The following is a 13,826-nucleotide window of genomic DNA, read 5'->3' as shown; positions in this document are numbered from 1 at the left end:
ACAGGTGCTATCCATTCGCCCCGCGACGCAACTCTGGCCGCCCGTCTTACTGGGCAGCCAGTTTGTTTTCAATATCGGTTTTTACGCCGTCGTCCCTTTCCTGGCGATTTTTTTACGCGACGATATGCTGCTCTCCGGCGGCGTTATCGGGCTGGTGCTCGGGCTGCGGACCTTCTCCCAGCAGGGGATGTTTATCGTTGGTGGCGCCCTCTCCGACCGCTACGGCGCGCGCATCATTATTCTTTGCGGCTGCGTTGTGCGGGTGGTGGGCTATCTGCTGCTGGCCTTTGGTTACAGCCTGCCCGTCATTATTGCCGGGGCATGCCTCACCGGGATCGGCGGGGCGCTGTTTTCCCCTTCCATCGAAGCGTTACTGGCCAAAGCCGGAACCCGCAGCGAGGCGCAGGGCAAACGCAGCCGCGCCGAGTGGTTCGCCCTCTTCGCAGTGTGCGGCGAACTGGGGGCAGTCCTGGGCCCGGTCGCAGGCGCCCTGCTCACCGGCCTGGGCTTTCGTCAGGTGGCGCTGGCCGGGGCCGTGGTCTTCGTGGTCGCGCTGATTGTGCTGTTCTTCTGTTTACCTTCAGGCTCAGCAAAAAATCAGCCGCTACATATCACCCCCTGGTGGACCACCTTTCGCCAGCCGCGGTTCGTGGCGTTTATCATCGCCTGGAGCAGCTGGCTGTTGAGCTATAACCAGCTCTATCTGGCGCTCCCGGTGGAGATCCAGCGTGCTGGCGGCAGCGAGAAAGATCTTGGCCCGCTGTTTATGCTGGCCTCGGGGCTGGTGATCCTCTTTCAGCTCCCACTTGCGCGTTTTGCCCGTCGGGTGGGCGCGGTGCGGATCCTGCCGGTGGGCTTTTTGCTTATCGCCGCCGCGTTTCTGAGCGTCGCGCTCTTTGCCTCTTCAACGCCGGGCGCGGGGTTGCTGCGCCTGCTGCCTGCGGCCTGTTTTGTCACCCTGCTGACCACCGGCCAGATGCTGCTGGTGCCGGCGGGCAAAGATGTGGTGCCGTGGTTTGCCAGCGAATCGACTTTAGGCGCGCACTATGGCGCACTGGCTACCGCTGGGGGATGCGCGGTGCTGGCGGGGAATTTATTGCTCGGCGATCTGCTCGATGGGGCGCTGACGCCGTCCGCCGGGGCGATCGTTCCGTGGCTGGTGTTGGCGGTGTTTCCGCTGTGCAGTGCAATTGCTATGGTCGTTATCTGCCGCCCGATGCGCAGGCCGCGAGGCTAATCGGCTGACGCCACAGCATGCGCGGCCCTGACCGGCGCATCACCTGCTCATCTTCTACATAAGACATCCATTCGCCAGATGCCCGAATAAATCGAAGGAAAACAGGGAGTGCTACTCGGTTTAATGAAAACCAGATTCTTGATGCAGTCTCGATTGTATTCACACTATGATTACAACAAAATACAAACCTGAAAAAACTTCGTAATTCAATAAGATAAAAATATATCTGGTGATTATTATCACAGAATTGCATGCTTTTAAAAAAATCAAATACGATTTTTTTGGTATTTATATCCGTTTAAAATTTAAATTTTATGTGAATAAACTATCCAAAAACTCATATTTAAACAAAAACTCTGTTTTACTCTTTGAACAAATAGATGCCCGTTTTTAGTCGCTCCCCTCCCCAGCATTCCATTAACATTATTGGAACACCACCCAAACGAGGCATCATGATGCTATTCGATATTCCTTCAGATGACGTTCTTTATAAGGCATTGATTGAACGGGATCCTTCCTATGAAGGCTTTGCATATGTGGGAGTCAAAAGCACAGGTATCTTCTGCAAGCTGACCTGTCCTGCCAGAAAACCCAAAAAAGAAAATTCAACCTTTTATTCATCTATAGGTTCAGCGCTGGAAGCCGGGTTCAGACCTTGCAAACGCTGTAGGCCGATGGCTATCGGCCTGACTCGTGAGCCTATGATCGACAAGCTACTGGATGAGCTGGAAAGCAACACTGATAAAAAGTGGTCCGAAGGTGCCATTGCAGAAATGGGATTCGATCCGTCGACAGTCAGGCGGGCATTCAGACGTCAGTTTGGCATTACTTTTTTAGAAATTGCCCGGCAGAGAAAGATTGGGAGAAGTGTGGAGTCTTTGACTGACGGATCAAAAGTAATCGATGCACAATTAACAGCCAATTATGATTCAGGAAGCGGATTTCGTAATGCAATATCGCGGCATATCGGTGTTTCTCCCAAAAATGCTCATAATAGATTTTACCTTAAAGCAGACTGGATAGAGACCCCTATCGGAACAATGATCGCCATTGCGGATAAATACTCTCTTTATTTACTGGAATTTCTCGACAGAAAAGCGCTGCCAGGCGAAATGGAAAAACTTAAAAAAATCACCAACGCCGAAATTGTTATGGGCCGCGAAGCCCCCATCGATCTCGTTGAGGAAGAGCTTAACTTATATTTCGAGGGTAGAATTTTCCATTTTAATACACCCTTAGCAGAATTTGGCACAAGATTTACAAGAGGAGTCTGGGATGCGCTGAGAAAAATTCCTATGGGCGAATTAAGAAGTTATTCAGATATTGCTAAAGAGATAGGCAATACCACGGCTTGTCGGGCAGTTGCCCGAGCTAATGGAGCAAATCAAATCTCCATTTTAATCCCATGCCATAGAGTAATTTGCGCAGACGGAACATTAACAGGATATGGTGGTGGACTGTGGCGTAAGAAATGGTTAATCGAACATGAACGCAGAATATCCAATAAGTGAGAGGCACTATGAATAAGCACATCGAATCATTTCATCTATTGCACAAAAAGGATCGCCCTCTTTTTCTCTACAATATCTGGGACGCCGGTACAGCCAAAATTCTTGCCACTAATGGCGCAGAGGCGATTGCGACCAGCAGCTGGTCTGTTGCGGAGGCACAGGGATACACTGACGGGCAATCCATGCCTTTTGATGAGTTACTTGTAGTTGTAAAGAATATTGTTAAAGCGGTAAACCTTCCAGTCACTGTCGACTTCGAAAGCGGATACGCTCAGGAATTAAAAGCGGTTTGTAAAAACTTCTCTGCGTTGATTGATGTCGGAGTTGCAGGCGTTAATTTTGAGGATCAAAATATCTCTGAGGGTAGTATATTCGGAATAGAAGAGCAATCTGAAAGAATAACAGCCCTGAGAAAAACAGCAGATAAAATGGGGGTTAATGTTTTCATTAATGCCAGAACAGATATTTTCTTGCAAGAAGGTGATCAGAACAAACATACCAATTTACTAGAAGCCGTCATCCACAGAGGACGTGCATATCGTGAGGCTGGCGCAAATGGTTTCTTTATTCCTAGTACCACAGACCATTATTTAATAAAACAAGTTTGTTCGGCAGTCGATTTACCAGTAAATATAATGGATTTAAGCAGTAAACCGGACCTTCAGGCTTACAGTAAATCTGGCGTTAGCCGTGTAAGTATCGGTCCAAAATCCTGGATTGAATTTTGTGGGCAACTGAAAGATAAAGCTATAGCAATTTATCGCTAAATTTACCTCACTTATTCATTTAGGAATTATTAATTTCAGTTTTCAGAAAGTACTGTAAATAATATACATTAACTTTCTTCAAGCCTGATACATAGCAAGAAAAATGCATTCGGTTAATTTAATAATGGTCAACTATGAGCTATCTCATCTCGCAGTTAAAATGGCAATCTGCCGCCCGATGCGCAGGCCGCGCACCTGAGAGGTTACTTTTTCGGGCGGTACTTTTCCGGCAGCTCTGGCACCGGGCGGCGATCGTCAATCAGATGGCGAATCGTCAGAATCGGGTGACGCCAGAGCATGCGCGGCCCCGCCCAACGCATGACCTGCTTCATCTCTTCACGCTTAGCGGGCTGGTAGCAGTGGACCGGGCACTGCTTGCAGGCCGGTTTTTCTTCACCAAACACGCATTTATCCAGCCGCTTGTCGGCATACGCATTCAGCGCTGCGTAATGCCCCGCCTCTTTAGATGCCTGCGGGCACTGCTTTTCATAGAGCGCGATCATCTTGCGGATGGTCTCTTTTTCACGCGCGATCCGTTTTCCTGCCATAGTCTGATACCTAATAATAAGTTGTATTTATATTACCCTTTTCAGGCTGGATATTCAGCCCGATTTCATATTTTACATTTCGTTTTCTGAAGACGCTTCGCAGTTCTGCGTTTGTCTCAGGTTCATTTTACTGGCATTTTATACAGGTGTTTATATCGCCTGATCCTTGCCCGAGAAAAAGGAGTTTCTATGTCAGATATCAGCATTTCCAGACCCAGCCGTCAGCTCACCGTGGGTTATTTCAGAAAGCGCCACGAGGATCGCAAGACCAAGATCCCAACACGCTACAGCGTACACGCCGCGCTGAGTTTAAAAGGCGACAGGCTGGAAGAGGCCGGTTTTAAAACCCATTCCCGGGTGCGAGTGCTGGTGGAACAGGGAAAACTGGTGATTGAGCTGGTCGGCGAAGAGCCGGACTAAGGCGGTGACATTTTGCTGCGCCGGGCCATTTTTTCATGCGACAATAGCGGCAATACACGACCCTAACGTCGCCTGAACAGCACTGTTTTCAAAGAAATGGACATCATCACTCCATGACCACTACTGACAATTTCGACGCCCACACCCCCATGATGCAGCAGTACCTGAAGCTGAAAGCTCAGCATCCGGAGATCCTGCTCTTTTACCGGATGGGCGACTTTTACGAGCTGTTTTATGACGATGCGAAACGCGCCTCGCAGCTGCTCGACATCTCCCTGACCAAACGTGGCGCCTCGGCAGGTGAACCCATCCCGATGGCCGGTATTCCACATCATGCGGTAGAGAACTACCTGGCGAAGCTGGTTAACCAGGGTGAATCGGTCGCCATCTGCGAACAGATTGGCGATCCGGCCACCTCGAAAGGCCCGGTTGAGCGCAAAGTGGTACGCATCGTCACGCCTGGCACCATCAGCGATGAAGCGCTGTTACAGGAGCGCCAGGATAACCTGCTCGCCGCCATCTGGCAGGAGAGCAAAGGTTTCGGTTACGCCACGCTGGATATCAGCTCCGGGCGTTTTCGCCTGAGCGAACCGGCCGACCGCGAAACCATGGCGGCCGAACTGCAACGCACTAATCCTGCGGAGCTGCTGTATGCCGAAGATTTCGCCGAGATGGGGCTGCTTGAGGGGCGTCGCGGTCTACGTCGCCGTCCGCTGTGGGAATTTGAAATCGATACGGCGCGCCAGCAGCTCAATCTGCAGTTTGGCACCCGCGATTTGACCGGCTTTGGCGTAGAAAACGCGCCGCGCGGCCTGTGCGCCGCGGGCTGTCTGCTGCAGTACGTAAAAGATACCCAGCGCACCGCCCTGCCACATATCCGCTCCATTACGATTGAACGTCAGCAGGACAGCATCATTATGGATGCCGCCACCCGCCGCAATCTGGAGATCACCCAGAACCTGGCCGGCGGTGTGGAGAATACCCTCGCCTCGGTGCTCGACAGTACCGTCACCCCGATGGGCAGCCGTATGCTGAAACGCTGGCTGCATATGCCGGTACGCGATATTGCCACGCTCACCGCGCGCCAGCAGACCATTGGTGCCCTGCAGGATCGGTACAGCGACATTCAGCCGGTATTGCGTCAGGTCGGCGATCTGGAACGTATTCTGGCACGACTGGCGCTGCGCACCGCACGCCCGCGCGATTTAGCCCGCATGCGCCATGCCTTCCAGCAACTGCCGGAACTGCGCAGCCAGCTGGCGGAGGTTGACTGCGCCCCGGTGCAAAAGCTGCGCGAGGCGATGGGCGAATTTAGCGAACTGCGCGAACTGCTGGAAAAAGCCATCATTGAAGCCCCGCCGGTGCTGGTGCGTGACGGCGGCGTCATCGCTCCAGGCTACAACGAAGAGCTGGACGAGTGGCGATCCCTGGCCGATGGCGCGACGGATTATCTGGATAAGCTGGAGATCCGCGAGCGTGAGCGCCTTGGACTGGACACCCTGAAGGTCGGTTACAACGCGGTACACGGCTACTTTATTCAGATCAGCCGTGGACAGAGCCATCTGGCCCCTATTCACTACGTGCGCCGCCAGACGCTGAAAAACGCCGAGCGTTACATTATTCCGGAGCTGAAAGAGTACGAAGACAAAGTGCTCACCTCCAAAGGCAAAGCCCTGGCGCTGGAAAAACAGCTGTATGATGCCCTGTTCGACATCCTGATGCCGCACCTTGCGGATCTGCAGCAGAGCGCCGCGGCGCTGGCCGAGCTGGATGTACTGGTCAACCTGGCGGAACGTGCCGAGACGCTGAACTACTGCTGCCCAACCTTCACCGATAAGCCAGGCGTGCGCATTACCGAAGGGCGCCACCCGGTGGTGGAACAGGTGCTGAACGAACCGTTTATCGCCAACCCGCTGAACCTGTCGCCGCAGCGCCGGATGCTGATTATTACCGGGCCAAACATGGGCGGTAAAAGTACCTATATGCGCCAGACGGCACTGATTGCGCTGCTGGCCTACATCGGCAGCTACGTTCCGGCGCAAAAGGTGGAGATCGGCCCTATCGACCGTATCTTTACCCGCGTGGGCGCGGCGGACGATCTGGCGAGCGGTCGTTCCACCTTTATGGTCGAGATGACCGAAACGGCGAATATTCTGCACAACGCCACGGAGTACAGCCTGGTGCTGATGGATGAGATTGGCCGTGGCACCTCAACCTATGACGGGCTCTCGCTGGCGTGGGCCTGTGCCGAAAGCCTGGCCAATAAGATCAAAGCCCTGACCCTGTTTGCTACTCACTATTTCGAGCTGACCCAATTGCCGGAGAAGATGGAGGGCGTGGCGAACGTGCATCTGGATGCGCTGGAGCACGGCGATACCATCGCCTTTATGCACAGCGTGCAGGATGGCGCGGCGAGCAAAAGCTACGGTCTGGCCGTGGCGGCGCTGGCCGGGGTGCCGAAGGAGGTGATCAAGCGCGCGCGTCAGAAGCTGCGCGAGCTGGAAAGCCTGGCGCCAAACGCGGCAGCCACCCAGGTAGATGGCACCCAGATGTCGCTGCTGGTCCCTGCCGAAGAGACCTCCCCGGCGCTGGAAGCCCTGGAGAACCTCGACCCGGATTCTCTGACGCCACGTCAGGCGCTGGAGTGGATTTATCGGTTGAAAAATCTGGTGTAGCGCTCTGCGGTCTGTATCGCCCGGTGGCGCTGCGCTTACCGGGCCTACGGGGATTTCGCGCGGGCTTTACGCCCGGTGGCGCTACGCTTACCGGGCCTACAAAAGACACTGGATCCCAGGCCGGGTAAGGCGTAGCCGCCACCCGGCTTTTTTATCCGCGCTTATCTTCCGCCAGTAATGGCGGAATGGTCGGCACCTGCGGGGCATCGTCGATATCTTTCTGCGTCATGCGAAAGGCTTCGGGATAGTGTTCGCGGCTGGTGCGGCGCAGCGGCTCGGTATCACGCCAGGTATAGAGACAGTGCTGGCACTGATACACCGTCCAGACATCTTTAACCGGCGACGTCGCCATCACCTCAATATGTTCATCGGCACAACGTGGACAAATCATTTTCCCCTCCTTATTTACGTGCGGCCAGCATCGCGGTCAGTTTTTCAGCCCAGGCTTTGGTTTCAGGCAGATCCTGTACCGGCTGGCTGTAGTGACCACGCATATCCGGCGCAACCGGTGTGGTGGCGTCGATAATCAATTTGTCGGTGATCCCCGCCGGGCTTGACCCCGGATCCAACTCCAGCACCGACATATTCGGCAACTGCACCAGATCCCCTGCCGGGTTCACTTTCGACGACAGGGCCCACATCACCTGCGGCAGGTTAAACGGATCGACATCCTCATCCACCATGATCACCATCTTCACGTAGCCCAGGCCATGCGGCGTGGTCATTGCCCGCAGCCCCACGGCACGGGCAAAGCCGCCGTAACGTTTTTTGGTGGAGATAATTGCCAGCAGGCCGTGGGTGTACATTGCGTTCACCGCCTGCACTTCCGGGAATTCAGCTTTCAGCTGCTGGTAGAGCGGCACGCAGGTTGCCGGGCCCATCAGGTAGTCGATTTCGGTCCACGGCATCCCGAGATAGAGCGACTCAAAAATCGGTTTTGTGCGGTAAGAGACTTTATCGATGCGCACCACGGTCATGTTACGGCCACCGGAGTAGTGTCCGGTAAACTCCCCGAACGGCCCTTCGATTTCGCGTTTGCGGCCTTCAATCACCCCTTCGAGGATCACTTCCGAACCCCAGGGCACGTCAAAACCGGTGAGCGGCGCGGTGGCGATCGGATACGGGCTTTCGCGCAGCGCTCCCGCCATCTCATATTCTGATTGATCGTACTTGAGCGGCGTCGCCCCCATCAGGGTGATGATCGGGTCATTGCCCAGGGTGATCGCAATCGGCAGATCCTGCCCGCGCTCTTCCGCTTTATGCAGGTGCAGGGCGATGTCATGCATCGGCACCGGCTGCAGACCCAGCTTGCGTTTGCCCTTCACCTCCATGCGGTAGATGCCGTCGTTCTGCTTGCCGAAGTGATCCGGATCGAGCGGATCGCGGGAGACCACACAGGCTTTATCGAGATAGAACCCGCCGTCACCATCGTTCAGGCGGAACAGCGGCAGAATATCGAACAGGTTGATCGCGTCGCCATCCACTGTGTTCTCTGCCCAGGCCGGGTTGGCGCGACGCTCCGGCGCAACCGGGAAGTTATCCCAGCGGCGAATAAACTCGTCGATCTGCTTTTTCACTGGCGTATTCGGCGGCAGCCCCAGCGAGATGGCGTGGTTTTGCCAGGATCCGATGGTGTTCATCGTCACGCGGGCGTCGGTAAAGCCGCGGATGTTGTCAAACCAGAGCGCAGGTGCTCCATCGCCAATGCGCCCGGTGGCGTTGGCTGCCGCGGCCAGATCCGGCTCCGCATCGATCTGTTCCGTGATTTTTAGCAGTTGCCCTTGCTCATCGAGCGCCTGCAGGAAGCTTCTCAAATCATCAAATGCCATGTTTATTCTCCTGGGAAAAATGTCTGGCCGCCTGTAACCCCTCCCAGCGACGGGCTTTGTTATGCGCCAGACCAAACTGATCGAGCACCCGGGTCACAATGTGTTGAGTAATGTCATCGGCGGTTTGCGGGTGGTTGTAATAAGCGGGCATCGGCGGCACCATCGCCACGCCCATGCGGGAAAGCGCCAGCATATTTTCAAGATGGATAGTGCTGAGCGGCGTTTCCCGCGGGACCAACACCAGCTTGCGTCCCTCTTTTAACACCACGTCCGCGGCACGCCCCACCAGCCCTTCGGCGTAGCCCGCGCGGATGCCCGCCAGCGTTTTCATGCTGCAGGGGATGACGATCATGCCGTCGGTGCGAAAGGAGCCGGATGAGATGGTTGCCCCCTGATCCGCCGGGCTGTGAACCACATCCGCCAGCCCGGCAACGTCCTGAGCGGTATACGGCGTTTCCAGTTCAATCGTTGTTTTCGCCCATTTCGACATCACCAGATGGGTTTCTACTTGCGGCATGTCGCGCAGCGCCTGCAGCAATGCCACGCCAAGCGGCGCACCGGTCGCCCCTGTTATCCCAACAATCAATCTCATGCAACACCTCATTCCATTTGTTCGTATACGAACTTGTTGCTTACCGTACGCCCGGATCTGGGCGCTGACAAGATCGTTCGTATACGATCACACGAAATGGTAAAACTGACCGCATTAAATTCACCGCTGATCGGGGCTATCATAAAGAGATCATTTTTATGCCGGAGAGTTCATGGAACTAAAACAAGAAGCGTTCCACCTGTTACGTCAGCTTTTTCAGCAGCATACTGCGCGCTGGCAGCAGGCCTTACCCGAGCTGACCAAGCCGCAATACGCGGTAATGCGATCGATCGCTGAACATCCGGGCATTGAGCAGGTGGCGTTAACGGAAGCCGCGGTAAGCACCAAAGCAACGCTGGCTGAAATGCTGAGCCGCATGGAGGCGCGCGGGCTGGTGAAACGCGAGCACGATCCGGCAGATAAGCGCCGCCGGTTTGTCTTCCTGACGCCAGAAGGTGAAGCTCTGCTTGCAGGCTGTAAACCGGTTGGCAACGCGGTGGATGAGGCGTTTTTAGGACGTCTCAACAAGGCCGAGCGGGAGCAATTCTCTGCGCTTATCAAAAAGATGATGCACGGCTAATTCACGCTGGTGCGCATAAAATCAATAAAGATGCGCACTTTCGCTGGCACATGCCGGGCATCAGGATACACCGCATAGATGCCCTGCTGCGCAAAGGTATATCCAGGTAAAACCGGGACCAGTCTTCCCGCATCAAGCGCATCGCGCACCAGCCATTCCGGCAGTAACGCCACCCCACCTCCCGCAATGGCAAAGGCCATCAGCGCCTGAGCGCTGTCGGCAAACAAACGCGGCGCTTTTTTTATCTCCAGCATTTCAGGCGCGCCGCTGGCATCTTTCACCTGCCAACGCAGCGGCGAGGCAACACGCTCGTGAATAATCCAGTCGGCCTGCGCCAGTTGCACCAGCGATTTGATCGGATGATTAACGAGCCATTCGGGTGCCGCGACCGGGAGAATGGAGAAGTGCGAAATCAGCGCGGCGTGGTAGCGAGAATCGGCAAGCGTTCCCAGCCGGATGGCCACGTCAAAGCGCTCCGAGATAAGGTCGGCGTGCAGTGACGACGAAGCATGACGCACGCGAAGATCCGGATGCTGCTGGCTAAACCTGGCCAGCAGCGGCACCACGGCCTGCGAACCATACTCGGGCGTGGTCGTGATCCGCAGTTCCCCCGTGAGCCCCGCATGGTTGGCGCGGACATCATCCTGCAACTGCTCTGCGTCCTTCAGAAGCGCAACGCTGCGTTGATGAAACAGCACGCCCGCCTCGGTTAACGTCAGTCGTCGGGTGGATCGCAGCAGCAGGGTGACGCCCAGTTCAGCTTCGAGCTGGCGAATATTGAAGCTGACCACCGCTTTTGTCAGACCCATCGCATCCGCTGCCGCCGTGAAACTCCCGGTATCGGCCACCGCAACAAACATCTGCGTACGCTGTAAGTTAATCATCATCACCCTTTATACTGTCAAAATAATTTTGACAGTATATCCCGCTTTGTCAGGTTTATCCGTGCTTTTCGGCCCGATACGATACGCCACCTCACCGGAGGATCCACCATGACGTATCGCAGCAAAGTCGCCACAGTCTACCTGCTGGGCTTTTTTCTGGATTTGATCAACATGTTCATTGCAAGCGTCGCCTTTCCGGCGATGGCTCACGATTTTAACGCCACCCCTTCAGCGCTTGCCTGGGTCAGTAACGGATACATTGCCGGTCTGACGCTGGTGATCCCATTCAGCACCGTGCTTACGCGCCGGATCGGGCCAAAGCGCGTCATCCTGCTCTCGCTTTTTCTGTTCAGCGCAGCCTCTGCGGCGGCAGGCTTGTCTGCAACGCTTGAAAACCTGATCGCATGGCGCGTGCTGCAAGGGGTGGGAGGTGGCTTATTGATCCCCGTCGGACAGGCGCTGACCTGGCAACAGTTTAAGCCTCACGAACGTGCCCGGCTCTCCTCTGCGGTCATGCTGGTTGCGTTGCTTGCTCCCGCCTGCTCCCCTGCTGTCGGGGGCCTGCTGGTGCAGACGCTAAGCTGGCGATGGATATTTTTCGTCACGCTCCCGGCTGCCCTCACGACCTTTGTTCTGGCCTGTCTGTGGCTTAGACACGAAATGCCCGCGATGAAAGCGGCCAGGTTGCTAAACCTGTCGTTGCTCGCGGACCCGCTTTTGCGATTTTCCATGCTTGTCTATGTCTGTGTGCCCGGTATGTTTATTGGGGTGAACGTCACGGGGATGTTTTATCTTCAGCACGAGGCGAACCTGAGCCCGGCAGCAACGGGAATGCTCATGCTGCCGTGGTCTGTGGTATCGTTTATCGCTATCACAGCGACGGGCCGCTACTTTAACCGCATCGGCCCTCGCCCCCTTATTGTTACAGGTTGCCTGCTCCAGGCGCTGGGTATTCTGCTTTTACTGGACGTCAGCCCGGACGGCGCGGCGCTGTTACCCACCGTGGCGTTTGTGCTGATGGGGGCCGGGGGAAGCCTGTGCAGCAGCACGGCTCAGAGCAGCGCTTTTCTGACGACGCGCCGGGAAGATATGCCAGACGCCAGCGCCCTGTGGAATCTCAATCGTCAGTTGAGCTTTTTTGCCGGTGCCTTGCTGCTGGCGCAGGCGCTGAGCCTGGCGCAGGTCTGGCTGCCGCCGCTCGCCGCATGGCACGGGGCGTTTATTTTTGCCGCAGGCATGACCTTGCTGCCTGTTCTGTACGTTTTTCGTATTAACAATACGCAGGTCCTCACCCAACTGAGACAGGAGAATTCATGACGCCTTTCGAACACGACATTATCGACCTCCACATTGCGCTTGAAAACTGGTTAGGCAAAGGCGAAGGCGATACCAACGCCCTGCTCGCCCGTTTCAGCCCCGATTTTCTAATGATCCCGCCGGGCGGTGCCCCACTCGACTATCAGGCCCTTGCCAGTTTTTTGGAAAGCCAGCGCGGAAGCCGTCCGGGGCTGAAGATCGTGATTGATGAATTAACGACGTTGCAGACATGGGATAACGGCGCAGTGCTTCACTACCGTGAAACACAAACCCGCCCGGATCAGCCGGTGAACGTGCGCTGGTCCAGCGCCATCCTGAACCAGGAGGGAGACAACCTCACCTGGCGTCTGCTACATGAAACCGCAGCGCCTTAAGCAAAAGAAAAAGGCCAGTCTTTCGACTGGCCTTTTTTGACGAAAAGGTGCTTACTCGCGGAACAGCGCTTCGATATTCAGCCCTTGCCCCTGCAAGATTTCACGCAGGCGACGCAGACCTTCTACCTGAATCTGACGAACACGTTCACGGGTCAGGCCGATTTCACGACCGACATCTTCCAGTGTCGCAGCTTCATACCCCAGCAGACCGAAACGACGTGCCAGCACTTCACGCTGTTTGGCGTTCAGTTCGAACAGCCATTTGACGATGCTCTGTTTCATATCATCGTCCTGCGTGGTGTCTTCCGGGCCGTTGTCTTTTTCATCGGCCAGGATGTCCAGCAGCGCTTTCTCGGAATCGCCACCCAGCGGGGTGTCGACAGAGGTAATACGCTCGTTGAGACGCAGCATACGGCTTACATCATCAACCGGCTTATCAAGCTGCTCGGCAATCTCTTCCGCGCTTGGCTCGTGGTCCAGCTTATGGGACAACTCGCGTGCGGTACGCAGATAGACGTTCAGCTCTTTCACGATGTGAATAGGCAGACGGATCGTACGGGTCTGGTTCATGATTGCCCGTTCGATGGTCTGTCGGATCCACCAGGTCGCATAAGTTGAGAAACGGAACCCACGTTCAGGGTCAAATTTCTCTACCGCGCGGATCAGGCCCAGGTTGCCCTCTTCAATCAGATCCAGCAGAGCCAGACCACGATTGCTGTAACGACGGGCAATCTTGACGACCAGACGCAGGTTACTTTCAATCATACGACGGCGTGAGGCTACATCACCACGTAATGCCCGACGCGCGAAGTAAACTTCCTCTTCTGCTGTTAACAGTGGAGAGTATCCAATCTCTCCAAGGTAAAGCTGAGTCGCGTCCAGCACACGTTGAGTGGCGCCCTGCGATAACAGCTCTTCTTCAGCTAAATCGTTATCACTGGGTTCCTCTTCTACTAAGGCTTTTTCGTCAAAAGCCTCTACTCCGTTCTCATCAAATTCCGCGTCTTCATTTAAATCATGAACTTTCAGCGTATTCTGACTCATAAAGGTGGCTCCTACCCGTGATCCCTGGGCGCAACATACCAAAAGATA

At 55.2% G+C, this 13,826-nt stretch carries 14 protein-coding genes; 8 read left to right on the top strand and 6 right to left on the bottom strand.

What is annotated here, in order from left to right:
- Positions 1–4: 4 nt before the first annotated feature.
- The 3 genes from DVA44_RS04935 (at position 5) to DVA44_RS04925 (ending at position 3,515) form a co-directional block, all read left to right on the top strand.
- Positions 5–1,237: an MFS transporter gene (locus tag DVA44_RS04935; RefSeq protein WP_114385867.1), complete on the top strand. Its 1,233-nt coding sequence runs from the start codon at positions 5–7 to the stop codon at positions 1,235–1,237.
- A gap of 452 nt (positions 1,238–1,689) precedes the next feature.
- Positions 1,690–2,748: a bifunctional transcriptional activator/DNA repair enzyme AdaA gene (locus tag DVA44_RS04930; protein WP_246843601.1), complete on the top strand. Its 1,059-nt coding sequence runs from the start codon at positions 1,690–1,692 to the stop codon at positions 2,746–2,748.
- A gap of 8 nt (positions 2,749–2,756) precedes the next feature.
- On the top strand, positions 2,757–3,515 hold the full coding sequence (locus tag DVA44_RS04925; RefSeq protein ID WP_139157082.1) for an isocitrate lyase/phosphoenolpyruvate mutase family protein: 759 nt from the start codon (positions 2,757–2,759) through the stop codon (positions 3,513–3,515).
- A 203-nt stretch (positions 3,516–3,718) separates the two neighbouring features.
- On the opposite strand, the gene DVA44_RS04920 is transcribed toward DVA44_RS04925, so the two are convergent.
- The gene (locus DVA44_RS04920; protein WP_103822686.1) at positions 3,719–4,063 is read right to left on the bottom strand and encodes a nitrous oxide-stimulated promoter family protein; all 345 of its coding nucleotides are present in this window, start codon (positions 4,061–4,063) and stop codon (positions 3,719–3,721) included.
- A 189-nt stretch (positions 4,064–4,252) separates the two neighbouring features.
- Between DVA44_RS04920 and DVA44_RS04915 the strand changes: the two genes are divergently transcribed.
- The gene (locus DVA44_RS04915) at positions 4,253–4,483 is read left to right on the top strand and encodes a SymE family type I addiction module toxin (protein WP_114385864.1); all 231 of its coding nucleotides are present in this window, start codon (positions 4,253–4,255) and stop codon (positions 4,481–4,483) included.
- Between the two features lie 113 nt (positions 4,484–4,596).
- Positions 4,597–7,158 (top strand): DNA mismatch repair protein MutS, encoded by a 2,562-nt coding sequence (gene mutS, locus DVA44_RS04910; RefSeq protein ID WP_114316920.1) that lies wholly within the window; start codon positions 4,597–4,599, stop codon positions 7,156–7,158.
- A gap of 151 nt (positions 7,159–7,309) precedes the next feature.
- On the opposite strand, the gene DVA44_RS04905 is transcribed toward mutS, so the two are convergent.
- The 3 genes from DVA44_RS04905 to DVA44_RS04895 are packed head-to-tail and all read right to left on the bottom strand — an operon-like array spanning position 7,310 to position 9,579.
- Positions 7,310–7,549: a non-oxidative hydroxyarylic acid decarboxylases subunit D gene (locus DVA44_RS04905; RefSeq protein WP_114316919.1), complete on the bottom strand. Its 240-nt coding sequence runs from the start codon at positions 7,547–7,549 to the stop codon at positions 7,310–7,312.
- A gap of 10 nt (positions 7,550–7,559) precedes the next feature.
- Positions 7,560–8,987, bottom strand: a complete 1,428-nt coding sequence (locus DVA44_RS04900) for a non-oxidative hydroxyarylic acid decarboxylases subunit C (RefSeq protein ID WP_114385863.1) — start codon at positions 8,985–8,987, stop codon at positions 7,560–7,562.
- Entirely contained in the window at positions 8,977–9,579 is a 603-nt protein-coding gene (locus tag DVA44_RS04895) for a non-oxidative hydroxyarylic acid decarboxylases subunit B (RefSeq protein ID WP_114385862.1), read from the bottom strand. The genes DVA44_RS04900 and DVA44_RS04895 overlap by 11 nt, the downstream gene beginning before the upstream one ends.
- A 172-nt stretch (positions 9,580–9,751) precedes the next feature.
- On the opposite strand from DVA44_RS04895, the gene DVA44_RS04890 reads away from it, so the two are divergent.
- Positions 9,752–10,159 carry a MarR family winged helix-turn-helix transcriptional regulator gene (locus DVA44_RS04890; RefSeq protein WP_114385861.1) on the top strand — a complete coding sequence of 136 codons (408 nt, stop codon included), beginning with the start codon at positions 9,752–9,754 and terminating at the stop codon, positions 10,157–10,159.
- Here DVA44_RS04890 and DVA44_RS04885 read toward each other — a convergent pair.
- Positions 10,156–11,043 (bottom strand): LysR family transcriptional regulator, encoded by an 888-nt coding sequence (locus DVA44_RS04885; RefSeq protein WP_114385860.1) that lies wholly within the window; start codon positions 11,041–11,043, stop codon positions 10,156–10,158. The genes DVA44_RS04890 and DVA44_RS04885 overlap by 4 nt on opposite strands.
- Before the next feature lie 108 nt (positions 11,044–11,151).
- On the opposite strand from DVA44_RS04885, the gene DVA44_RS04880 reads away from it, so the two are divergent.
- A complete protein-coding gene (locus tag DVA44_RS04880) occupies positions 11,152–12,360 on the top strand; it encodes an MFS transporter (RefSeq protein ID WP_114385859.1) in 1,209 nt (402 codons plus the stop codon).
- A complete protein-coding gene (locus tag DVA44_RS04875) occupies positions 12,357–12,734 on the top strand; it encodes a DUF4440 domain-containing protein (RefSeq protein WP_114385858.1) in 378 nt (125 codons plus the stop codon). Before DVA44_RS04880 ends, DVA44_RS04875 begins: the two co-directional genes overlap by 4 nt.
- Positions 12,735–12,785: 51 nt before the next feature.
- On the opposite strand, the gene rpoS is transcribed toward DVA44_RS04875, so the two are convergent.
- Positions 12,786–13,778, bottom strand: a complete 993-nt coding sequence (rpoS, locus tag DVA44_RS04870) for an RNA polymerase sigma factor RpoS (protein ID WP_103180911.1) — start codon at positions 13,776–13,778, stop codon at positions 12,786–12,788.
- Between the last annotated feature and the right edge of the window lie 48 nt (positions 13,779–13,826).

Source organism: Leclercia sp. W17, assembly GCF_003336325.1.
Taxonomy (GTDB): Bacteria; Pseudomonadota; Gammaproteobacteria; order Enterobacterales; family Enterobacteriaceae; genus Enterobacter.
Note: the sequence above shows the minus strand (reverse complement) of the source record. Positions and strands in the feature narration are given on the sequence as shown.

Bases quoted from the DNA above. Each gene is read 5' to 3' on its own strand.
- DVA44_RS04930 (WP_246843601.1), top strand. From the start codon at position 1,690: ATGATGCTATTCGATATTCCTTCAGATGACGTTCTTTATAAGGCATTG.
- DVA44_RS04925 (WP_139157082.1), top strand. From the start codon at position 2,757: ATGAATAAGCACATCGAATCATTTCATCTATTGCACAAAAAGGATCGC.
- DVA44_RS04920 (WP_103822686.1), bottom strand. From the start codon at position 4,063: ATGGCAGGAAAACGGATCGCGCGTGAAAAAGAGACCATCCGCAAGATG.
- DVA44_RS04915 (WP_114385864.1), top strand. From the start codon at position 4,253: ATGTCAGATATCAGCATTTCCAGACCCAGCCGTCAGCTCACCGTGGGT.
- mutS (WP_114316920.1), top strand. From the start codon at position 4,597: ATGACCACTACTGACAATTTCGACGCCCACACCCCCATGATGCAGCAG.
- DVA44_RS04905 (WP_114316919.1), bottom strand. From the start codon at position 7,549: ATGATTTGTCCACGTTGTGCCGATGAACATATTGAGGTGATGGCGACG.
- DVA44_RS04900 (WP_114385863.1), bottom strand. From the start codon at position 8,987: ATGGCATTTGATGATTTGAGAAGCTTCCTGCAGGCGCTCGATGAGCAA.
- DVA44_RS04895 (WP_114385862.1), bottom strand. From the start codon at position 9,579: ATGAGATTGATTGTTGGGATAACAGGGGCGACCGGTGCGCCGCTTGGC.
- DVA44_RS04890 (WP_114385861.1), top strand. From the start codon at position 9,752: ATGGAACTAAAACAAGAAGCGTTCCACCTGTTACGTCAGCTTTTTCAG.
- DVA44_RS04885 (WP_114385860.1), bottom strand. From the start codon at position 11,043: ATGATTAACTTACAGCGTACGCAGATGTTTGTTGCGGTGGCCGATACC.
- DVA44_RS04880 (WP_114385859.1), top strand. From the start codon at position 11,152: ATGACGTATCGCAGCAAAGTCGCCACAGTCTACCTGCTGGGCTTTTTT.
- DVA44_RS04875 (WP_114385858.1), top strand. From the start codon at position 12,357: ATGACGCCTTTCGAACACGACATTATCGACCTCCACATTGCGCTTGAA.
- rpoS (WP_103180911.1), bottom strand. From the start codon at position 13,778: ATGAGTCAGAATACGCTGAAAGTTCATGATTTAAATGAAGACGCGGAA.